General features: G+C 36.3%; 15 protein-coding genes. 12 read left to right on the top strand and 3 right to left on the bottom strand.

From position 1 onward, the window contains the following. Window positions 1-357: 357 nt before the first annotated feature. The 3 genes from BUB12_RS07795 (at window position 358) to BUB12_RS17645 (ending at window position 4652) form a co-directional block, all read left to right on the top strand. On the top strand, window positions 358-1050 hold the full coding sequence (locus BUB12_RS07795) for an ABC transporter ATP-binding protein (protein ID WP_072889759.1): 693 nt from the start codon (window positions 358-360) through the stop codon (window positions 1048-1050). Further along, complete coding sequence (locus BUB12_RS07790) at window positions 1047-4313, top strand: ABC transporter permease (protein ID WP_072889757.1); 3267 nt, start codon at window positions 1047-1049, stop codon at window positions 4311-4313. The genes BUB12_RS07795 and BUB12_RS07790 overlap by 4 nt, the downstream gene beginning before the upstream one ends. A gap of 183 nt (window positions 4314-4496) precedes the next feature. After that, window positions 4497-4652 (top strand): hypothetical protein, encoded by a 156-nt coding sequence (locus BUB12_RS17645; RefSeq protein ID WP_159431557.1) that lies wholly within the window; start codon window positions 4497-4499, stop codon window positions 4650-4652. 166 nt (window positions 4653-4818) lie between these two features. Here BUB12_RS17645 and BUB12_RS07785 read toward each other — a convergent pair whose 3' ends face one another. Together BUB12_RS07785 and BUB12_RS07780 are read right to left on the bottom strand one after the other, a co-directional pair. Then, window positions 4819-7047, bottom strand: a complete 2229-nt coding sequence (locus tag BUB12_RS07785) for a cell wall-binding repeat-containing protein (protein WP_072889755.1) — start codon at window positions 7045-7047, stop codon at window positions 4819-4821. 16 nt (window positions 7048-7063) lie between these two features. Continuing rightward, window positions 7064-7882: a hypothetical protein gene (locus tag BUB12_RS07780; RefSeq protein ID WP_072889753.1), complete on the bottom strand. Its 819-nt coding sequence runs from the start codon at window positions 7880-7882 to the stop codon at window positions 7064-7066. 183 nt (window positions 7883-8065) lie between these two features. Here BUB12_RS07780 and BUB12_RS07775 point away from each other — a divergent pair, with 183 nt between their 5' ends. From BUB12_RS07775 to BUB12_RS07740, 9 genes are all read left to right on the top strand, one after another. Then, complete coding sequence (locus tag BUB12_RS07775; protein WP_072889751.1) at window positions 8066-8815, top strand: PIG-L deacetylase family protein; 750 nt, start codon at window positions 8066-8068, stop codon at window positions 8813-8815. A gap of 77 nt (window positions 8816-8892) precedes the next feature. Continuing rightward, window positions 8893-10008: an acyltransferase family protein gene (locus BUB12_RS07770; RefSeq protein WP_072889749.1), complete on the top strand. Its 1116-nt coding sequence runs from the start codon at window positions 8893-8895 to the stop codon at window positions 10006-10008. A 240-nt stretch (window positions 10009-10248) separates the two neighbouring features. Continuing rightward, window positions 10249-10740, top strand: a complete 492-nt coding sequence (locus tag BUB12_RS07765; RefSeq protein WP_072889747.1) for a hypothetical protein — start codon at window positions 10249-10251, stop codon at window positions 10738-10740. Between the two features lie 138 nt (window positions 10741-10878). Beyond that, on the top strand, window positions 10879-11037 hold the full coding sequence (locus BUB12_RS18000; protein ID WP_234982613.1) for a hypothetical protein: 159 nt from the start codon (window positions 10879-10881) through the stop codon (window positions 11035-11037). Between the two features lie 21 nt (window positions 11038-11058). Beyond that, window positions 11059-14409: a tubulin-like doman-containing protein gene (locus BUB12_RS07760; protein WP_072889745.1), complete on the top strand. Its 3351-nt coding sequence runs from the start codon at window positions 11059-11061 to the stop codon at window positions 14407-14409. Window positions 14410-14424: 15 nt separating this feature from the next. Further along, on the top strand, window positions 14425-14919 hold the full coding sequence (locus BUB12_RS07755; protein WP_072889743.1) for a hypothetical protein: 495 nt from the start codon (window positions 14425-14427) through the stop codon (window positions 14917-14919). A 56-nt stretch (window positions 14920-14975) separates the two neighbouring features. Beyond that, window positions 14976-16571 carry a hypothetical protein gene (locus BUB12_RS07750; RefSeq protein ID WP_143155611.1) on the top strand — a complete coding sequence of 532 codons (1596 nt, stop codon included), beginning with the start codon at window positions 14976-14978 and terminating at the stop codon, window positions 16569-16571. Then, window positions 16568-18076: a hypothetical protein gene (locus BUB12_RS07745; RefSeq protein WP_072889740.1), complete on the top strand. Its 1509-nt coding sequence runs from the start codon at window positions 16568-16570 to the stop codon at window positions 18074-18076. Before BUB12_RS07750 ends, BUB12_RS07745 begins: the two co-directional genes overlap by 4 nt. A gap of 36 nt (window positions 18077-18112) precedes the next feature. Then, the gene (locus BUB12_RS07740; RefSeq protein WP_072889738.1) at window positions 18113-20413 is read left to right on the top strand and encodes a hypothetical protein; all 2301 of its coding nucleotides are present in this window, start codon (window positions 18113-18115) and stop codon (window positions 20411-20413) included. Between the two features lie 344 nt (window positions 20414-20757). Here the strand turns inward: BUB12_RS07740 and BUB12_RS07735 are convergent, their stop codons facing one another. After that, the gene (locus tag BUB12_RS07735) at window positions 20758-21075 is read right to left on the bottom strand and encodes a DUF1904 family protein (RefSeq protein WP_072889736.1); all 318 of its coding nucleotides are present in this window, start codon (window positions 21073-21075) and stop codon (window positions 20758-20760) included. Window positions 21076-21220: the final 145 nt, after the last annotated feature.

Raw genomic sequence — 21220 nt, 5'->3', positions numbered from 1 at the left:
TTGTAGTAGTATTTGCTCCTCAAGTCTGTGTAGTCGCTCATTATAGGAAAGAATACGCTCCCCACCAAGGAAAACTCGCTCGCCTCGCTGCAGAATACGCTCCCCACCAAGGAAAACTCGCTCGCCCCACATCAAAATACGCTCCCCACCAAGATAAACTCGCTCGCCCCGCTACAAAATACGCTCCCCACCAAGATAAATCGCTCCCCCTCACTACACGATTCGCTCCAACAACAATCACTTATCTCCACCCAACGCCCCCTAACACACCCTCTCATCTTCTGTTATAATTTCAGTATATTTACAAAATTATTTTTTTTATACAATAGACCTATACAAATTAAGAGGTGGGGTTAAATGGTTACTAATATACATTGCAAAGAGTTAGGAAAGTCTTATAAAGGTAACGGCGTCGTTACGCATGCAGTTCAAAATATAAATATTAACTTTACCAAGGGTGAGTTTTCGGCGATAATTGGGCCTTCTGGTTCTGGGAAGTCTACTTTATTAAGTTTAATAGGGACACTGGATCAACCGACATCGGGTAGCATTTTATATGATGGAGAAGACATCATGACGAAAAGTAAAAAGAAGGTTGCTGATTTTCGCTTTGAAGAGATTGGGTTTATTTTTCAGCAGTTTCATTTGTTGCCTACATTGACAGCTTTAGAAAATGTTCTCACCCCATTATTTGCACGTAACGTTTCCTACAACAAACAAGAGCGTGCAAAAGAAGTGTTAGAGCAGGTGGGACTTGCCGATAAATTGAATTCTCTCCCGTCCCAATTATCTGGTGGGCAACAACAGCGTGTTGCAATCGCGCGTGCTATTGTACATAAACCGAGTTGGTTATTAGCCGATGAGCCAACTGGAAATCTAGATACGGAAACGGGGGAACTTATTTTTGATTTACTTCAACAATTAAATACCCAAGAAGGTTGTGGAATTTTATTTGTGACGCATGACCCGAAGCTTGCCCAAAAAGCAAATCGAATCGTTTCCATGAAGGATGGAGTTATTCTTTCAGAAACTGGTGGTGAACGAGTGTGATTCGATTTATTTGGCAAAATTGGTGGAGGAGAAAAGAGCGGTTTATTTTACTTTTAGTCGGTGCATTAATTGTAAGTCTTGGATTGACTTATTTAATCGGAGTCTCGGATACAAATAAGGGAACGGTTGTGGACCATTTACAACAGCGGTGGTCTGCTTCTTATGACATCGTGGTGAGGCCAGAAGGTTCCCGGAGTGTTACCGAGGAGAAAAAATTACTGGAGCCGAATTACTTGAGTGGGCTTCAAGGTGGAATTAGTGTTGATCAATACGAAAAAATTAAAGATATTCCCGGAGTAGAGGTCGCTGCACCAATTGCGATGATTGGGTATGCAGGGTATGAGATTGATTTTGAAAATCTAGAGTTTGATGAAGAAGGCATCTACCGGCAAACATATGAAGAAACGCTCGATCTTGGAATTGATAAAAAAACTTCCAACAATACAACCTATTTTGCTGTGGGTGATTGGGATCTTATTAAAGAAAATCTGTCCGAAGAAGGTTATGGGTCAGGGGTTGGTCCACCACAAGAAAAATTATCTATTTTTTCTTATGCATTGTTAGCTGGGATTGACCCTGAACAAGAAGCGAAATTAGTGGGCTTGGATGGAGCGGTTGTTGACTTAGGGGAAAGCCGTTATTTTAGCGATCGTGACACAGTGAATCGTGTTGGTGATATTATGAATGAAATATATTCAACGGATTTCCCTGTGCTTGTTAGTAATCATGCGTACGTTGATAAAAGTTATCAGTTTTCGATTGAACGATTGGACATCGACTTTAATCGTGAAAATGCCAATGACACGTTGGTGACGATAAAAGAAAATGGAAAAGAAGCTTATTTAGATACGATGGATGGTGTCGGAGAAAAACAGCATTATACTTTTTCCAGTGAAGAGGCGTTCCGGCTATTTGTAAATAGTGTAGCTGGTGCTGATATGGAAACAGGGGAAATGTTTGAGGAAGACCATCTTGACCGAGACGCAGCACCATGGATTGTGGATCGGCCGAGTCCGTTACAATATAAAGCTGTGAAAAGTCCTTTTTCAGAACGTTGGCCATTTGCCTATCAAGTGGAAACATTTCAAAATGACCCACAAACAAAGCCAGCATTTGTCGGAAATGAGTCTTTTCGTGAACCAATTTCGTTTGGAAAAAACTCAGATGATTGGCCTCGGATTATCCCAAAATGGATTGGATTTTATGACCCTAGTAAACTAGATATTTCGAAAGACCCGACGACTGAATTACCAATGGAAACGTATCGCCCGGCTACAGCAGAATTTGTGATTGATGCTGATGGTGAGCCAGTTAATCCAGCGAAAACATTAAAGCCAACAGACAATCCTTATGATTTTTTAACGAATCCACCTGGAATGTTAACGACCATTGAAGCAGCAGAGCAGATTCTCGGGGATGAACCGATTTCCTCGATTCGTGTGAAGGTTAAAGGGGTCATGGATTTAAGTGAGGAAAGCCAAGAAACGTTAGAGTGGGTGGCAAATGAAATCGAAAAGGAGACGGGCTTAATTACCGATATTACGTTAGGCTCCTCACCACAACTGACATTATCGTATGTACCTTCGATTAATGATGAGGAGGCATTAGGTTGGTTTCAACAACCATGGGTAAATATTGGATCGGCGATTTCCATTTTTCGTGAAGCTAAAATTGGATTTACGGGTGTAGTTTTTAGTGTGATTGCTGTTGCCATTGTGTACGTTTGGGCAACAGGCCTTGTTTCCATGTTAGCTAGAAGAAAAGAGTTTGCCGTTTTACTTTCGATTGGTTGGAGGCCAGGTCAATTAAGTAAAATGTTGCTTTATGAAGCGATGATTTTAGGAGCGTTCGTTGCCTTATTATCATGGACTATGCTCAGTTTTGTCTATGTATCTACTGGAGGAACCATTGATTTAGCACGATTCTTTTTAACTGGATTTTTTGGATTTGCGATTTATGTGTTAGGAGCCATTATCCCTGCAGGCTTGATTCAAAAAATTGAACCATATGAAGCAATGAGAACCGGAGAAATTTCAAAATCTAGTAAAAGAATCTTGAAAACTAAAGGATTAGTCTCGATGGCATTTAACCATTTTATTGGGAAGTGGAGGCGGAGCATTCTTTCTGTTGTATCCATTGCACTGCCGACCGGGTTGCTTGGAATTTTCCTTTACATTTCATTACGACTAAAAGGAATTATGTATACAACGTGGCTTGGTCAGTATGTCGCACTGGAAGTTGGGCCGGTTCAATATGCAGCGATTATAGTTGCCTTAGTGATTGCAATATTAACGACTGCTGAAATTATGTGGCAAAACATAACTGAACGCCAGGAAGAAATTGCCTTATTAAAATCAATCGGTTGGAAAAATCATGTGGTTCGATGGCTTATCTTGTTAGAAGGAGTGTTCAGTGGAATTTTTGCAGCTGTCATCGGTGTGGCATTAGCATTTGTCATGATGGTGGTGCTTTATGGGCAATTGCCAACTGAAGATATTTTATTTGTGTTAGCAACGGGGTTAATCCCTATTATTATAGGAACAATCGGAGCCATTTTCCCAGCTGAAAAAGCAGTTCGTATCCAGCCAATTGAAGGAATGGGTGGGAGCTATTCCAATCGGAAATTATCAGAAAAACGTCTGAAGTGGGCAGTTGTTGCTGGTGCTGTTCTGTTGACTGGCGTGTTCACGTATTCAATGGTTCAAATCGCACCTACGATTAAGGAAGCCGAACAATTGAAAGAGGCAGCAGAAGGGGCGTTTAGCCCTACCGATGGAGATATTGTCGATGATGGGGGAGATGACCGAGTAATAGAGGAAGCTCCTGAGGATGAAGAGACCGAAGAGGAGAGACTACAGAAAGAGTACAATAAATACGGTGGAAATGTTACCTATCTTGGTGAAGAATATTTCGTCAAGGACACATTTACCCTTCAAGTAAATGAAACAGAAAGCATCATGACAGAAATTGATGAAGGCATGAAGGTTGTGGCGTTGGAAATTCTGTATGAAAATCTTAGTGATGTGTTAGTCGATATTCGTTCACGAGCCAATTTTGAATTATATACTGAGGAAGGAATCCATATATATGAAAAAATGACGATTCTAGAAGAAGCAAATCTAGAACGAAATCGGAACTTGGCAAGAGGAGGAAGAATAAAAGCAGTACTCGAATTTGTTGTGGAGGAAGAATTGGAGCCAAAAGAATTCATCTTCCGAGTAAGCAACCAAATAACGAGTGGCCTCTTGATCAAATGGGAGTAGGACTGTGGGTGCCTGAGTGCGGGTGCCTGTCACTTCCCGGTTTATGTCGAACTTTCGACGGGTGCCTGTCACCTTCCGAATTTTGTCGAAAGGGGATTGTTATTTAGAAAAATATATACTATAATTATCTAGGTAATTTTACCTAAAGTTTTATACTTTACATCTGAGAGAGGAAAGAACACCATGAACAAAAAAGTATTGATTGCCTTATTCTCTAAAACAACTATTTTATTGGCTTTTGTATTACTTTTTGCATTTAATTCTACTAATAACAATGAGATTTTAAGCAATGAATCCACTGAAGTTGTTGTAGAACAATTGGATTCCATTGAAGAATAGATAATGAAACAGAAAAAGTGCTATCGCTCCCGGGCAATAGCACTTTTTTTATACAAACTAGACCACCAAATCCACCTTAATGTAATAAAAACAATAATGTTTCCTCAATAGTAAAAATAGGTGTGAAACTCATAAATATGATTGTAAGTTCCACACCACACCATTACTACTTAATCATTTTAAATAAATTCATTCTAGTACTGTCAGAAATTACTCCATAGCCACCAAGAATAACTACGTTTGGTGTTGCTGTGAGGTCGTTTTGTAAAAAGTTTTTAACTGCTGAAGGAAGGGTACCATTGTTTATTAAAATAATGGGAGCTCCACTCTTGGCTGCAAGTGGGGAACCTGGCAATGCATCAATATAACTGGCGCCACTTGCAAAATATAAGTCTGAAAAGTTTAGCTCATCACTATAATGTCTTGCTATCGCAACACTTGTTTCATAACGATTGCTCCCTTTTACACGTACAACCTGAACTCCCATTTTTTCTAGTTCTGCTTCCACGTTTCCAGATACGGCCCCTTCTCCTCCGATTATGGTGACTTGCGTAATATTATGTTGTTCAATAATATTCCTAACCTCGTCGGGAATGGAGGTTGGTCGTGTTAGGATAATTGGTGTTTGACTTAACCCAGCATATGGTGCAATAGATAAGGCGTCTGGACTTTCTATTCCAGTTGTTAAAATCAATTCATTATTAATTCCAACTTCATCTGCTATACGTACAGCAGTATCATACCTACTATTGCCTGAAATACGTTCAATTTCATAACCTTTATCTTGGAGTTGTTTTTTTACAGCATCTGATATCGCGCTCTCACCACCGAGAAGATAAATAATTTCTGGTGCTAATCGATCAATTTCTGATTTTACATTTTCCGGAAGCTTTGATGATTCTGTTAATAACAATGGGGAATTTAGTTTTCGTGCCAAGACACTACCTGTCAAGGCATCAATTGGTACATCACCCCGACCTATAACTACAGATTGTGCTTCTCCTTCCCATCCAGAATTCGAAATTAGTGAACTTGTTTCATACCGGTTTTTTCCATACAACTCTTTTAGTTCAAACTTACTTATATAGCTTCCTGAGACATAACCACTTGTACCATCTTGTAGCTCGACAGGATACCAGCTATGATTATCTACTGATACCGATTGCCCAGATACTTTTGTAATGGTGTTAGATGCTAGTGTTTGTACAATTTCTGCCGATAACGAAGCGTTTGACCTCAAACGTACGTCAGAACCTTTTATTATTCCTAACGTACCAGAACCAATTCGTTTCATTTGTTCTTTATTATTAGTGGTGCCATTTAATGCAGATAAATAATAATCCCAAGTATCAGGTGTTTCATGATATAAAGCCCATGATCCCGTTCCTTTTATTCCATATTTACTTGGGATACTTAATTTAGCACTGATGGATGGTTCGTTTTCAAACCAAATGACATAATCTCCTTCTGTTAAATTTGTACTTCCTACAAATGCATTCTGTCCTTTTGGTATGTTGAATGTTGCATAAGAAGATTGGGTGTTTTTGTCAAAATGTATACTTCCATTAAATTGATTAACTAAAGGTTCCACTCTTGTGCTAGAAAGTCCCTTACCAGTTATATTCTGTCCCTCTAAATTTGGCCCATCTAATTTCCACATCCGGCCATAAAACGGTAATCCTGCTATTATTCGATCCTTTGGAACACCTTGATTAATTGCGTATTGTACAGATCTTTCAAAAAAGGATAGGCTTGATACTGGTCCAATTGGACTTTCTGGTGATTCCCAACTCTCATCATACGCCATAATGATTAGGTGATCAGCATATTTTGCCAATGCATTATAGTCATAAAAGCCATGCCATCCCAATTTCCAACCATTCGGATTAGCAGCAACTGCTACAGAAACCTCTTTATCACTTGGGATATACTTTCTTAATAGTCGAATAAGATCAGTGTGCTCATCCCTATATGCATGATCAATACCTTCAATATCGACATTAACCCCATCTAAATTATATTTATCTATGGCATTAGCAATATCTCTCGCTAACTTATCACGGTTCTCTAAACCATTAATACCTGCATTTTTATCCCAATGATTTGCCAAAAAAGGAACTACTTTAATACCACGCTTTTGCATCTCTAAGATAAATGACGTCTGTAGTCGCCAAGTTATATCTAATTCCCCTTCTTTGGAAATATCAAAGTAATTTGGAGAAACCATGTTTAGACTTCCTTTGGTCTTCTCTACTTGGTCAACATAAGTATTTAAAGCCCCAAAATATAAATAGGACATGTTATAAAAACTAGACTGAGAATTTGTTGGGGTACTATGTTGCAATGCCAATGGCAATGCTAACATACATAGAAGTATTATCCTATTCCATCTCATTCGCTAGCCTCCTATTCTATAAATTATTAAATTTTGCACTAAATAGGTAACCATTTTCTATTGGGGAAACTTCATAATACAATTCGTAATATGTAAATGAAACGGCCTCTACGTTACTTAAATCAGCATCAGGGCCAATCCCAATCTGACTGAAAAATGTATCTACATCATGTATTTCTATAGTAGGATGTAAAATATTTATGACCTGTTGCCAACCTGACAACATCTGAAAAACATCATTTTTATTGTCGATGAAACTAATGATTTCGAGTTTCTGGATGTACTTATCGTTAACATATACATTCAAATTGATTTTGTTTGTCAATCGAGCTTCATAGGTTCCCTCTTTATCCGAAACTTTTGCTAACTTTTCAATATAAAGTTCCGAAAATTGTTCCTCGGTTATTGCATTCCATCTTTCTTTGAAATTTTGAAAGGGAAGTTCAGTTGAAATAGTAGTATCTTCCTGTTCTTGTGAGGAAGGTGTTGTTATTTGTTCTTGTTCTGTTTCATTAGGAACATGTTCTTCTTCAAGTGCTTTTGCTTCTGGTATTGTCTGTTGTAAAGAATTATGATCATTTGGTACTTGTGTATCAACTTGTCCACTGTTTTCCAAAGGTGATTCTTCTGTTAATAATGGAGAATCCTCTGTTTGGTTTTCTTTAATTGGTAATTGTTGTTCGTTATTTCCTTCGTCCTGTACTTCAGTTGAAAGGTTTAAATAGGGATTACGGTTACTTGGTTGAGTATTTTCATCTTGCTCACCTTTCGTACAGGCAGAAATAACCATAAAGATCAAGGTAAGAGAAATAATAGCTTTAATAAAATTAGGCACAAGGCATCCATCCCATCATTTTGAAACTATAATCTTTTTTATCATTTGAATTGGGCATTTTAAGATACAAAGCAATTATTTCCAGTTAATTTGCTTAAGTATAGGCCTATTGTCCTTAATGAAATATTCAACTATCTACGGTATAATATTGTAGAAAAAATGGGATGAAAATAAGGGGTTTCTATGAGAAAGTTTATTTTTTTAATTTCAACAGTAATTGTAATTTGCTGTACAGTAATCATTTTTTCGTTACTTGACACGAATTCGACTGCTGTACATATTTATTATTCGCCACATCCAGATGATGAGACATTATCAATGGGAGCTAGTATAGTTGAGGAATTGGATAATGGACATGATGTTCAGATAGTTCTCCTTACTCAAGGTGCTGCTTCCAGTGCTATTAATAAAATTAATAAAGATTTAGAAGCGAACGGAAAGGATTTATTATCTGTTGAGGATTTCGTAGATGCTCGATTAGCAGAATTCCAATTAGCAGTATCTAAACTAGGAGTTCCAGAAGAAAATATACATATATTTGATTATCCCGACGGTGGACTTGAATTGCAAAATATAAAAGAATTAATGAAGGAATTCGAGGAAATGTATAAAGATGCATACCACCATGCATTTAGTTATCATGACCCTCATCCAGACCATCGAACAACTGGAGAGGCATTGCTGGATTTAGAAGAAAATGGACAGGTAACCCATGCAAAGTATTTTGTTCCACGATATGTTGATTTAGAACATATCGGACAATTAACTTCTGTGAATCCAGAGTACACTAAAGTCGTTCAAGAAGCATTACATGCATACGGTCGATGGGATACTGAAAATGGATACTATTCGGTAGGGTTTTACTCAGTGCCTGATGCGTTTAATCAGATGTTACAGGATACTAGAAATAGATTTCATGATTCTAATGAATAATTGAAAATATCTTGTATGTGAGGGTAACAACTCTCAAAAGTGAAAATTCACTATATGGAGTTAGAAAGGATATATTAATGGTTAATAATAATACCAAAAAGAAAAACAAACGAATTCTTTCGGTAGATATTACTCGAGGTTTATTAGTTGCCTCAGCAGTGTTTTTAAGTAATATCCCTTCTGGAGGGTATGAATGGGCTAGACATGCTCAGTGGTACGGTCTGACAGTAATAGATTTAATTTTCCCTGGTTTTCTAACGTTATTTGGAGTAGGAATAGCATTAGCGTATCGTGATAGAATTAAATGGAAAAAAGTTATACGAAGAACGATCATCTTAATTGTAATTGGATTATTATATAATGGAATTGTTAACTGGAGTTTAGATGTCACTACCTGGCGGTTAACTGGTGTCCTTCAGTTATATGCTGTTGTAGGATTAGTCGTAGTACTTTTGATTTGGATAAACCGTTCTTGGTTATATGCAATCGTTATTAGTGTTACTATTTTGTTTACATATGCTGCATTACTCTATACAACCAGTTCTTCTTGTACTGGAGGATTATTAACACCAGATTGCTTTCCGTTGTTCAAAATAGATACTTTGATTTTTGGTGAGACTCATCTCTATGGACAAGGGGATAGGGGATTTGACCCTGAGGGGATTTTTACGATGCTTAGTGCAACTGCTAATGTAATGTTTGGGTTTGCTGCTGGACGTTTGATTCTGGATAAACGAGACAAAGGAGTAACAAAATCACTCTTTTTCCTAGCTGTTGGTATTTCTTGTTTAGTTCCTATTTTATTGTATTTTGCACCGATCGGAAAGAGGATTTGGACACCATCGTTTGCAGCAACTAGTGCTGCGTTTACAATCTTTTTATTAGCAATCTTCTATGCAATCATTGATCGGAAGGCACAGCAAGAATTACCAAAGTTCCCTGGTCTATATGTAATAGAGGCATTTGGTAAAAATAGCTTACTAATCTATTTTGGTAAGGATGTTGTTACATCATTATCAAGAAATATTATGGTTCCTACTGAAAATGGGAGTATTTCTATACGTAATTTTATTGTTCAATTATTCTCAGAAGTAGTTGCCTATCCTAAATTATTATACGCCGTATTCTTATTAACCTGTTGGACAATCATAGCATATATGTTACATAGAAAGAAAATATATATTAAAGCATAAAGGATTAGTATACTTTTAATTCTGTAGGGATTTCAATGGCATGATCTCATACTACTTAGTAAATACTCCCTTCGCAGCGTAGAATAGAAGAAGGTTTAAATATTTTAAGTGGCAGTCCTGCTAACCAACTACGAAGGAATGCACTTTAAAGTATATATTGTGTAGAAAACTGAAGTTATTAAAATCCAGGCTATTACTAATAACCCCATGGGAGTATCATTCTCCAATGGGGTTATTTATTTGGGATTCTTGATAATATTATCCTTAGAGCTTGAAAATCCAGATTGGGAGTCTACCATTGACCAATTAGAAAATGAGGACGCCATTCGGATTACACCGATTATTAATGGAGAAGAAATAAGTGAAGAAGAGCTTACAGAAGTTTATGACAGTATACAATGGAAGGTAGACAAAAACGTAAACTTTAGAATGGAACAAGATGGGAATTCGATTCTTTTATTTCCAGAATACCACCACTTTATGTGGTTTACTTCTACAGGAGAAATAGGACTACATCTGGAAATGGAAGGGAAATACCCGAATGAGTTTGCAGAGATAGATTTCCAAGTGATGATTCATGATCTACCATTTTGGAAAAAGTGGGGACCACCTCTCTTAATTATTTTACTTGTCCTATTAGCACTTATTTATATTATTGAGGTAATCAAAAACCCACGATTTAAAAAGGGCTCTTATATATCGGTTGATAAAAGAATGATTCAATCTGGATAAGAAATCTCACTTAGAGCAAAACCGTTAACGAGAAAGTTAAAAGGAAATAAATTCAAAACCTTATTCCCACGGTCTCCAGAGAAGAAATTAATCGATCAAACGCTATTTATTGCTGGCCGTAATGACCGTTATATTTATTTGGCAAAAGAATCACAGAGGCCAGAGATGTATGTTAATGGAGAAAGACTGGGAGAAGATAGTGGAAAAAGAGATATAGAACTAATGCATCAAAATGAAATTAAAATTGTTAATGAAGTTATTTATGAAGTAACGGTATTACAATATCACCGAAATTAAACGAAGAGGGGAGAATCACGCATGAGTGAACAAGCGCCGACGATATTAATTGGTCTAGGAGGGATTGGTAGTCAAATAGCAAATAAAGTATATGGTGAAATCCCGGAAGAAAATAGAGGGAATGTAGCCATTCACGCTTTTGACACCGATGTAAACAGTATTAAGAAATTGGAGCATATTGGCAAACATGTTACCCAAACGAGTACACGTCGTTCCGTTGGACAGTATTTACATCAGTATCCATCTTTATCAAAGTGGTTCCCGGACCATCCAGAGTTATTGAAAAAGACAATGACACAAGGAGCAGGACAGGTTAGGGCTGTTTCAAGGCTTGCTTTTATGTCTGCAATTGCTGAAGGAAAACTAAATCAAGTGATGGAAGATATTGAAGGGATTTTTCCAGTAAATAGTGGGAAATATGAGCAGGGAGTTCGTGTAATTATCATTACTACCCTTGCTGGTGGGACTGGTTCAGGGATATTCCTTCAGGTTGCTTTATATTTACGTAAATTATTACAAGAACGATTTGGAGAAAGGGTTCTTGTTCGTGGGGCATTCATGCTGCCTGATGTGTTAACACGTACAAGTGCGTTAGATCCAACCGAATGGGATTCTGTACGTGCTAATGGATATGCATGTTTGAAAGAACTTGAAGCAATTACCCAAAGCATTCAAAACAAAGGGAATGATGGGGTAACGATTAATCTAGAGTATCGTCCAAATCAAGTCGATATTAACAATCGTGTCGACCATGCTGTTACAGAAAAACCGTATGATTTTGGATTTTTATATGATTATGAGAATACACGTGGACAACACTTAGACCGAGTTTCTGACTACATTGATCAAATGTCTAGAAGTATTTACTTACAATTATTTAGTCCAATTTCGGATAAACATTTTTCTCAAGAAGATAATCAAATTAAACAATTAATCGATTCGGAAGGAAAAGGTATATATTGTGGATCGGGTGTTACGACTTTAACCTATCCATTCGAAGAGATTTTGGAATATTTGGCTTTAAATTGGTCGGTGTTAGGACTTGATCAAAACTGGCTTAAACTAGATGAATTATTTGATGAAGAAAAACAACAATACGATGAAGACCTTCGTAATGGGATCCAACGTGAGAAGATTAATAAAGGGAAGAGCTATATTAACCATATGAAACAGCTCGGAAGTGAACGATTTAAAGATGCTGATCCGTTCTTCCGGGAAATGATTAATCAAGTTTATGAACGATTGGAAGATAATAAACACGGAAAGTTAAAGTCAATTAAGTTTATCGAAGCAATCGAAGAACATATTGAACATACGTTAAATAACGATGAAGAACTTCGGTTGAATAGTAGTCTTTCTATGGTTGACGATGAACTAATTTCATCCAAAGAGTCAGCAATTGGAGAGATATCCGATACAGAAAGTCGATTACGTTATTACAAAGAACTAATTGAGAAGAAGGTATATGAATATCGAACGATGATTACGCACCAAGTAATCTTCCAAGACCATGATGCGACAAACAAAGCAAAAGGAAATAGCTTTAGTTTAAATACATGGATCTTAAAAGAAGATGGCCCTCTTCATCCGGTAAGTACTAGGTTCTTTTTATACGATGTTTTTGAACAAATTACCAATAGGCTAGGAAAGCTACGTACCGATAATAGTGAGTTGAAGAAGAAAATCGATAGTTATGTTAATAAGTACGATGACAGTGAAACAGAAGAATTTGAAACAGCAGAAATGCGAATGAATAAAGCCTTGGAGCAAGGATTTATTGGGAGTTTATTAAATAATCAATTTAAATCATTCGTTAAAGACTATAAGATTAATTCCAATCAACAGCTACAAAGTTTAAATCGCTATAAGAAGAATTTGCTTTTAGAACTTGTATACCAATCTATTCTAGAAGATTTACAAAGTCTAATCGATATTTACGAAAAGTTCTTTGAAAACTTAAAAGACACAAAAGTAAGCTTAGCAAATTCGATCAATCAAAAAGCGAAGCAGTTCGAGCATACGGCCGATCCAACGAAAGAATACGTTCTAGCAACGAAAGAGTTACAAGATAAGTTATGGGAACGTGTTCGTAATGCAGAGACAGATGATCTTCTTCCTGATGATGTATCGCAGCAAATCTATGTTAATTTATATGATGAATTTTATAAAAAGGAAAAAAGCCGATTTGAAACCGAACAACAAGCAATGGATGTGGAGGAATTTTATCGCAACCATGTCCTTGACCACTGTTTCAATAAACTAAAATATGATCCTGTCGTTAATTTAGATTATGATGTGATTTCTGCCTTAAGAAAAGAAGCAGAATTGCTTAACGTTGATCCAGACGCACATATCCAAGAGAGAATTAAGGCAATGGATAACTTAGCACTTCCATTTATTCCTAATATGAATGACCGCCGCGAATTGAAGTTCTGGGGTATTCATGATGATAGTAGTAGACAGTTGTCAGAGGTAGAAGCAACCGAATTATTTGAAGAAGATGCCATTGTTGATCAAGCATTCTCGAAGTATGAGGTCACTTGTTATCGTGCCCATTATGGTCTAGAAGCTCATCATTTTAATAAGTTTTCAAATGGAGAGAAATCTTCAAGACATACGAAGTTTCCAGGCGCGTATTACGAAGCTTACTATAAAACAATTAAAAAGCTTAATCGAAATGAACCAGCAGTGACACCGCATTTAGATAAAAATTGGCATTTACCAATATATATGCCAGATATTAACCCAAGTCATAAGGAATTGGATAATCAAAAAGTGAATCGGGCTTTTCTACTCGGGTTAATCTATGACTGGTTCCAAGTCGTAAAAGATGAAGGACGATATGTGTTTTTATATAGAGAAGATGGGCATGACCGAATTATTCTAAAAGGTGGTAGCCCTGTTGGACATCAACTAAATCTTTTACGGACAGCATTACAGTATAATCCTGCCATTTATGATGGAATTATTCAGTTAGCAGATAAAGAACTTGAAAGAGGAAGAAAGCACTTTACAGAAATTGAAAAACATGGATTTATCAAAGGTGCAGTCCAACTTCCAGATTTAAAGATGGAATCAGTTAAAAATATAATGGATGCGATTATCCACTTTGAATATGAGAGAACTGGGGATGCTCAATTAGAAAAGCAAGCTCAAGAGTTGAGAGTACAACTGATTGCGGAAATCAAAGACTATTTTAACATCATGTATGGGACTCAAAAGGTAAGTGCTAAAAAAGAAGCCGCCCAATTACTACAAAAATTATGGGAAGAATCAACCGCGAAAGATAATTTAGACCCGGATTCGCCACAATATCGTCGATGGGAAAACACAATAAGAGATGAGTTGAAAAACTTAAAAGTCCATTTATAAAGGGTGAATTTTTCCGTGCATACCATTGTTGTACATTTAGAGAAAAAACTACATGACTGGTACCTTATAGAGCCTTTCTTCTATAAGGGCCAGTCGATTGGTGTATTGTCATTTTTAGAGATGCCACTTAGTCAGGTAGGTGTACCTAATTATCAAAAATTACAAGAAACTCTTAATGACTATTTATATCGGAATGGAATTGACGATTGGCAACTTGTATTTATTTTAAGTACACAAAAACAACACGTACATAAATTTCGTTTAAATAGTTATCTGTACTATATCCAAAAAGATATATTAAAACCGCTAAAACAGAAACGCCTATACCCTGATCAAACCTCATTACTCTATTTGGATTCATTACAAAACAAGGAGCATGAACAAGTAGAAGACTATTATCATCAGTTGGATACACAAGGATTTTTAAATAGTGGAGGAGGATTTCCACATCACAATATGTTTATAGAGCCTGGGGTGAAGCGGTTAATTTATCACAAGCAGGTATTTTAGATAACCCAAAAGAAGAATTTCTATCCAGCTTACATAAGAAGCATGCTGCAGTAAAGATGCGTTTTGAGCAACTGATGGCCAAAAAGTACCAACAAGGAAAAGAGTTTACCAATACAACTGCTGAAGCAATTAATCATGTGATTCCAAAAAATGTGCTAAAAACCATCGAAAACAGCTTTGGTACAGAGTTAGAACGATGGATATCACCTCCACTTGACAATGAACTTGCAAGCTTTTTGCCGTCTCAGTTACTGAAGGATATTTTGAAAAATAAAATAGCCATCCCTGCGTTACTTACTGATTTTCGTTTGATTCGGGTTCCATTTCGGGTCTCTTCGGTTCATGACCGACAGGAAGATATGATTCGTCTAGCACTTTTTATTCATGTGGCTTCTGTTGATCCTAACTTAATCAGACAAGCACCTATAGGGAAAGCATTCAAATTAGAGATGGATATTGATCTGGAACAGTTACAAAAAGTATTGCAGAATCATCATCAAAGCCTGAAAATTGCTAGTCAAAAAATTGAAAGTCACTTATTAGATACAATGGTTTCTAATGTTCATCCTTTTAGTGAAATTCAAGTAGATTCGATCGATATTAAATCGAATGAAGAATTTAATGCACAGGTTCCGGATTGGAATTATCAAAATGTAACGAACTATAAACAGAATTGGAATTTATATACCGAGCATATTGAATCAGAGATAAAGGCAAGAGAAAGAACATTATTTACTAGTGTGTATGATGAAGTTGCTAAACTTTCTATCTCTAAGCGACAAGATCTCGAGGAGAAGGAGTATGGAGAAGAGAAAGTACCATTACATACGTATATGAAAGATTTAGAATCTAAAATTAATCATACCCAACAGGAAATTTCGCATATCTCCCCAAATCACAACCATGTACAGGCAGATTGGCGTGAGTTTGCGGACAAGAAAACAAAAAAATTATTTCACCAATTTAAGTTCTTTCCAACGAACCAAATGGTGATTATCATGTATGTATTTATATGGGCCAGCTTACTGTTTCCGTATTTTAAATCCATTCCACATGGAACGATTGAAATTCTATCGACGCGTTTCTGGATGTCTTACTTAATGGTGCCATTGATTCTTGTTATATTAAGTCTAGTAGTTGGCGCTTACGTCCGGAGAAAGTTAAGAACTCCTATCACAGATGTGCTAGCAGAAGTTGATCGAAAAGCAAAAGACTATGCAAATATCTTGAAAGAGATGCCAGGAAAGTATGAGCATTACTTAAAACAACTATATCGCTTATTTCAAATTAGAAAGCAATATAACCTTATATTAGAAGAATCACGACAAAGACAACAAAAAAATGTTCTTGCCAGATATCATCAAGCCCAGCTAGAAAAATATGTAATGAATGTTGACCAATTGCAAAAGAAATTAAGGTATTCAAGCTATACTGCTGATTATGACAAGTGTGTACGGTTTGTTGACAAATCCTTTTATTCCAACCGTACAGTAGCTCAAAATGAGATTTATTCTCCGTTAAGTAGTTTGTTTGATGTAGAGAAGAGAAATTTAATAGTTGAGATAAGAGGTGCTAAAGTATCTACAACTCTAGATATCTTTCCACTAATTACCTCAATAAAACTTCAATTAGATAAGGTGTATAACGTATGAACTCATTTTATTTTGCCCTCATCCAAATTCTTTTAATTCTTACGATCGTAGGACTTTTGAAACTAGCAAACTATAAAAAGCAGGAACGCTACAAACAATCTTGGGTCCTGTATTTGGCTGTGGCCATTACAGCAGGAGTATTGTTATTGGACCAATACTTGATTACGTACTTCTATGAATGGTTGGCAGTATATTTTCCACAATTGATTGATTACTTACTCGTATTCTTTAATTATGCGATATTGGTAGTTTTCTTAACGCTCAAAATGCTTGGAAAGTGGTTCGGTCGTATAAGAAACTTTTTGTTAAGAATTTTTGGTTTCAAAAGTAATGGGATATGGATGAAATTAGTTAAACCCATCTTTCGCTTATTACCTATGAAACTACAACAAAAATTAGCTAAAAGAGATCCCAAATCAGTGGCGTTCGTCTATCAAAGAACGGCATCTGGGATCGTTCTGAAACCGGAATGGTCTTTTGCGTATTATTTAACGTTATTTACGAGTCTAGTACCATTTGGTTTTTTCCTTTTTTATGTGTTGAATGCAGTTTATCACTGGATATCACCAGTTAACTGGGGCTTGCCAGAGTACCCAATCTTATCATTTATTCTATTAATTGAAATTGCTTGGTTCTTTGGAGGGCGCTGGCCAGAAGTGAAAGAGGGTTCTATCTCAGGGGAAGATGCTCATACGAAAAAAGTTGCCCAATACGAAAATCTATATGAAGAGTATAAACGTCAATTCGACAAACGTATTTTAACTTCAGACGCCATCGTCACTGATATTCACGGAGACTACAAAGAATTTTCGGTTCTCCCTTATCGACAACTAGGTAGGGAACTTGATGAAAATAGTGAATTAGTAAGCTATTTATGTGAGCGGCTGAATAAACGAGAGAAAATAGTTCGTGATGAATATATTCAAATCGTTTCGAATCTACTAGATGAGGAACATCTATTAATTGAAAATCCAAATTACGATGACCTTTCTCCCTTTTTATTTACGGGGATTCACCAATTATTAATAAAGGGTAAGAAAATGATGGTGATCGCTAATGATGATACAGAATTAGCTGCCATTCAACAGTGGTTTAAAACAGGTTTTAAAGAAGAGGCAGAAGGCTTTCAATATATTTGGCAAATTGAAACGCTAGAAAATGCGATGGAACGAAATATCAATGCAGATATTTTAGTTGTAACACCCGCACAGTTATTACTTCCATCCTTTTTTCAGTATTTCAAGAACAATGTTGATTTGACGGAATACGAGGTTGTTTTAATTCCAGAGGCTTCTAAAATTTTATCGAAATACGATACGATTCTACATGCTTTTATTTGGAAATTGCAAGATCATCTAAATAAGATGCCACAACAAATCATACTATCAAAATGGTATGAAGCACTTGGGGAAGAAGTACGTGATGTCCTTCGCATTAAACCGAAGAATATTTCGATAAGCCTGGATAAATCTCCTAATCTCTTTTATATGGTATGGAAAAAGTAAGGAGAAGAGTGGCTTCAATCCACGATTCTACCAAAAATGTCGCATCGACGGTTAAATGAAGAAGCAGTAATCGCATTACCTGCAATTAAACACGGTATTGGCAAAATCCACTTAGGAGAACAGCATACTCGTGCAACACTTGATAGCCTTAAGGATCTCATCGACAGTAGGAAAAACTTACTAGAGTATGGATTAACCCCTGTAGCTATTGATTCGATTCGAAATAACGTTCAGTTTAATGTATCTTCACTGTTGTTAAAAAGAGATGAACATAGTTACACCATCATCTTTGATGAAGAGCACAATTTTATTAATTCGTTGGCAGAATGGTGGTCTAATGGAGTAAAGAACACCTTTGTTCACATCGTATCGCCGCCATACCTACTACGCGATTATATGGCGCATCACCGAGAGTTTTTCTTAGAAAATGTAGAAAAAATTTCTCCATTTGTTCCAGAGTTGTCAAGAACGACATGGAGTATGACTTACTTATTAATTGAACGATTATGTAACGGTGTAATGAAACAGGAAGAGCTTATTTCTAATTTGCAAAAGGTACGCAACAAACCATTGTCAAAAGAACCAATTATTGAGCAGTTAAATCAATTCTTAAGACAAGTACTGAAAACAGAGCAGGATTTTAAGCCTTTTATAGAAATTGTGGAAGAAGAGTCATTCACCGTAAAGAAATTTGATTTCAACAAGACGATCTACTATAAATTGTCACGCGACTTTTACCAAGAGTTGATACCAAATTGGTTTGAGTTTTTTGAATTAAAAACGAGTACGAATGAAGTAATCGACGAAATCATTGCTGGCAATATTTATCAAAATTACTTACCTGGACAGTTACATGCATTTAACGGCAATCTATATCGAATTGAAGACATCAACCGTTACACTAAAACAATCGATTTAGTTTATGAAGCACAAACTGAGAAATATCAGTATCATCAAAATCGTTCGTTTGCCGTGAAAGGTCCATTAGATGAGGAAGCAAAGTATGCCACAGAGCAACTCATGATTGATCAAAATGAAGTTATGATTCAGTTGTATCAATGTGAAGTGGAGGCCTCGACCAATGGATACTTCCAATTTGACCATGGAATCGATTTGGCAGATGAAAAGTTAAGATATACCAAGTTGTCCTATCAGGATAAAGAAATTTATGATCGAAACTATCCGAACGGAAATGTTTTGGAATTCAAATGGAAGATCAAGAATGATTCGGCTATAAATGTAGAGCAAGTGTCGGTAACTTTAGTTTATTTGCTAAACGAAATCTTTGTTTCATTATTCCCACATGGATATCAGTACCTTGCAGCTACGACTTCGGTTCCAGAGAACTATTTTCCCGAAGAACAGGCATTTTATAGAAACTTGAAAAGATATTTACCAAAAGTCAAAGATGTTCCAGAAGATGAAGAGAATATGATTACGATTTATATTTTTGAAGATACCCCACTTCAGATGGGAATGTTAGAACGGATAAAAGATAAGTGGCTCCACCTATTTGAAATTATGGAAGATTATATGTACTGGTTGTCCTATGAATCAGAGCAGGAACCAAAACAGTGCTTCGCTTATATGGGTGGAGATTCCATGCCGGAAGTGTTCCAGTTTGAAGAGACCATGGAAGCGATTCGTAGCTTGTTGCCAGAGAACCGCCTGCATACACAACGGCAATTAGCAACAGAAAACCAACAGGAAACAGAGCAAGGTGAAAAAAGACAATGTGATTTCTGTAAAAATTATTTTGCAGCCACCGAATTTATTCAACTGGATGATGAGCGCGAAAGATGTTCGGTATGTCACCAGACAGCGATCGATCGCGTAGAAGATCTTACACCACTTTACGAAGAAGTTCGTACTTTCTTTACGAATACTTTACAGGTTGAAGTGAGACAGAATATTCATATCAAGATGATAAATGCGAAGGAGATTCAAGCATTAAGTGGACAGAAGTTTGTCCCTACAGAGGAATATGATGCCCGTATTGTTGGTACAGCCATTAGATCTGGAGAACGAGCAGAAATTTACATTGAGAATGGAGCACCTCGTTTACAAACATTAGCGACTTTAGCGCATGAACTAACACATATTTGGCAATTTGACCAACTGAATCTTGATGTTTTGACGTTGGCAGATTTAGAAGGCCATGCTTCATGGGTTGAAGTATATTTTATGGAATCAATTGGAGCTTATAAAGAAGCGGAGATATTAAATCATGAATTACTTCATAGAGATGATGTCTATGGGGAAGGGTATCGAAAAGTATTGCAGCAATTAGAAGGCTACTCTCACGGTGCAACGCCATTTGATTTTTATGAACGATAAGTAAGATTGTGAAACCTAAACAAGCCCTTGAGGAGGTTGGGCTTGTTTGGGGTTATAAGGGTATGGATTTATTTTCTACCTTGTGGATGAGATTTAGTAATTAAAGTAATTACATTTTCGATTCACCAATAAGAGTGACTAAGAGGTGAGTAACAAAGCAGTTATAAAGGTATAGAAACGAAGTATTTATGAATGGGGTAGCTATTACTATATTTTTGGGGAAATTTCATGTTGGAAAGGCAACTTCATTTGGACTGGGGCAATATTAACCCTTTATTATGAGTGAGTATTACGTCAAAAGGAATCGATAATGGAAGTAAATAAATGAAAATACATGAAGATTACTAATTCACTATAGGTAAACCTTGTTTATAATAAAGTTTCTCTTCTATTACCACAAAATATATATGGGGATTATGAAATTCAGTGTCATGGAAAAGATTATTTAAATCACTCGCAATACTATCATAAGTTTCTATTGGACGTTGAAACATCGCAATTTCTATTATCGGAGGATTAATTGTAATCGATATGTCTGGAGCATTGTAGATTTTTACTTTTGTTGCTTTTATATTCGCTCTATCTGTTATAATGCTAATTATTTGATTAGACTTATTTTGGAGTGTTTCTTGATTAAAACCATAGAACTTAATGAAAGGCATGTTTATCCTCCTTTTATACCATTGCAAATTAATAAATTCTATGAATTATGTTTAAAGTTGAGAACTTGATTTAAATAAAATTAAGCAGCAGAATTAGGATTGGTATTTGAAATGGAATATTCTAGATAAACATTTACTTTTACAT

Origin of the sequence: Ornithinibacillus halophilus, assembly GCF_900129485.1 — a bacterium.
Classification (GTDB): Bacteria; Bacillota; Bacilli; order Bacillales; family Amphibacillaceae; genus Ornithinibacillus; species Ornithinibacillus halophilus.
The sequence above is the reverse complement of the archived record's forward strand: the minus strand, read 5'-3'. Positions and strand labels throughout refer to the sequence as shown.

Coding starts and splice junctions, on each gene's coding strand:
- BUB12_RS07795 (WP_072889759.1), top strand. CDS start 358: ATGGTTACTAATATACATTGCAAAGAGTTAGGAAAGTCTTATAAAGGT.
- BUB12_RS17645 (WP_159431557.1), top strand. CDS start 4,497: ATGAACAAAAAAGTATTGATTGCCTTATTCTCTAAAACAACTATTTTA.
- BUB12_RS07785 (WP_072889755.1), bottom strand. CDS start 7,047: ATGAGATGGAATAGGATAATACTTCTATGTATGTTAGCATTGCCATTG.
- BUB12_RS07775 (WP_072889751.1), top strand. CDS start 8,066: ATGAGAAAGTTTATTTTTTTAATTTCAACAGTAATTGTAATTTGCTGT.
- BUB12_RS07770 (WP_072889749.1), top strand. CDS start 8,893: ATGGTTAATAATAATACCAAAAAGAAAAACAAACGAATTCTTTCGGTA.
- BUB12_RS07760 (WP_072889745.1), top strand. CDS start 11,059: ATGAGTGAACAAGCGCCGACGATATTAATTGGTCTAGGAGGGATTGGT.
- BUB12_RS07750 (WP_143155611.1), top strand. CDS start 14,976: ATGCGTTTTGAGCAACTGATGGCCAAAAAGTACCAACAAGGAAAAGAG.
- BUB12_RS07745 (WP_072889740.1), top strand. CDS start 16,568: ATGAACTCATTTTATTTTGCCCTCATCCAAATTCTTTTAATTCTTACG.
- BUB12_RS07740 (WP_072889738.1), top strand. CDS start 18,113: ATGTCGCATCGACGGTTAAATGAAGAAGCAGTAATCGCATTACCTGCA.
- BUB12_RS07735 (WP_072889736.1), bottom strand. CDS start 21,075: ATGCCTTTCATTAAGTTCTATGGTTTTAATCAAGAAACACTCCAAAAT.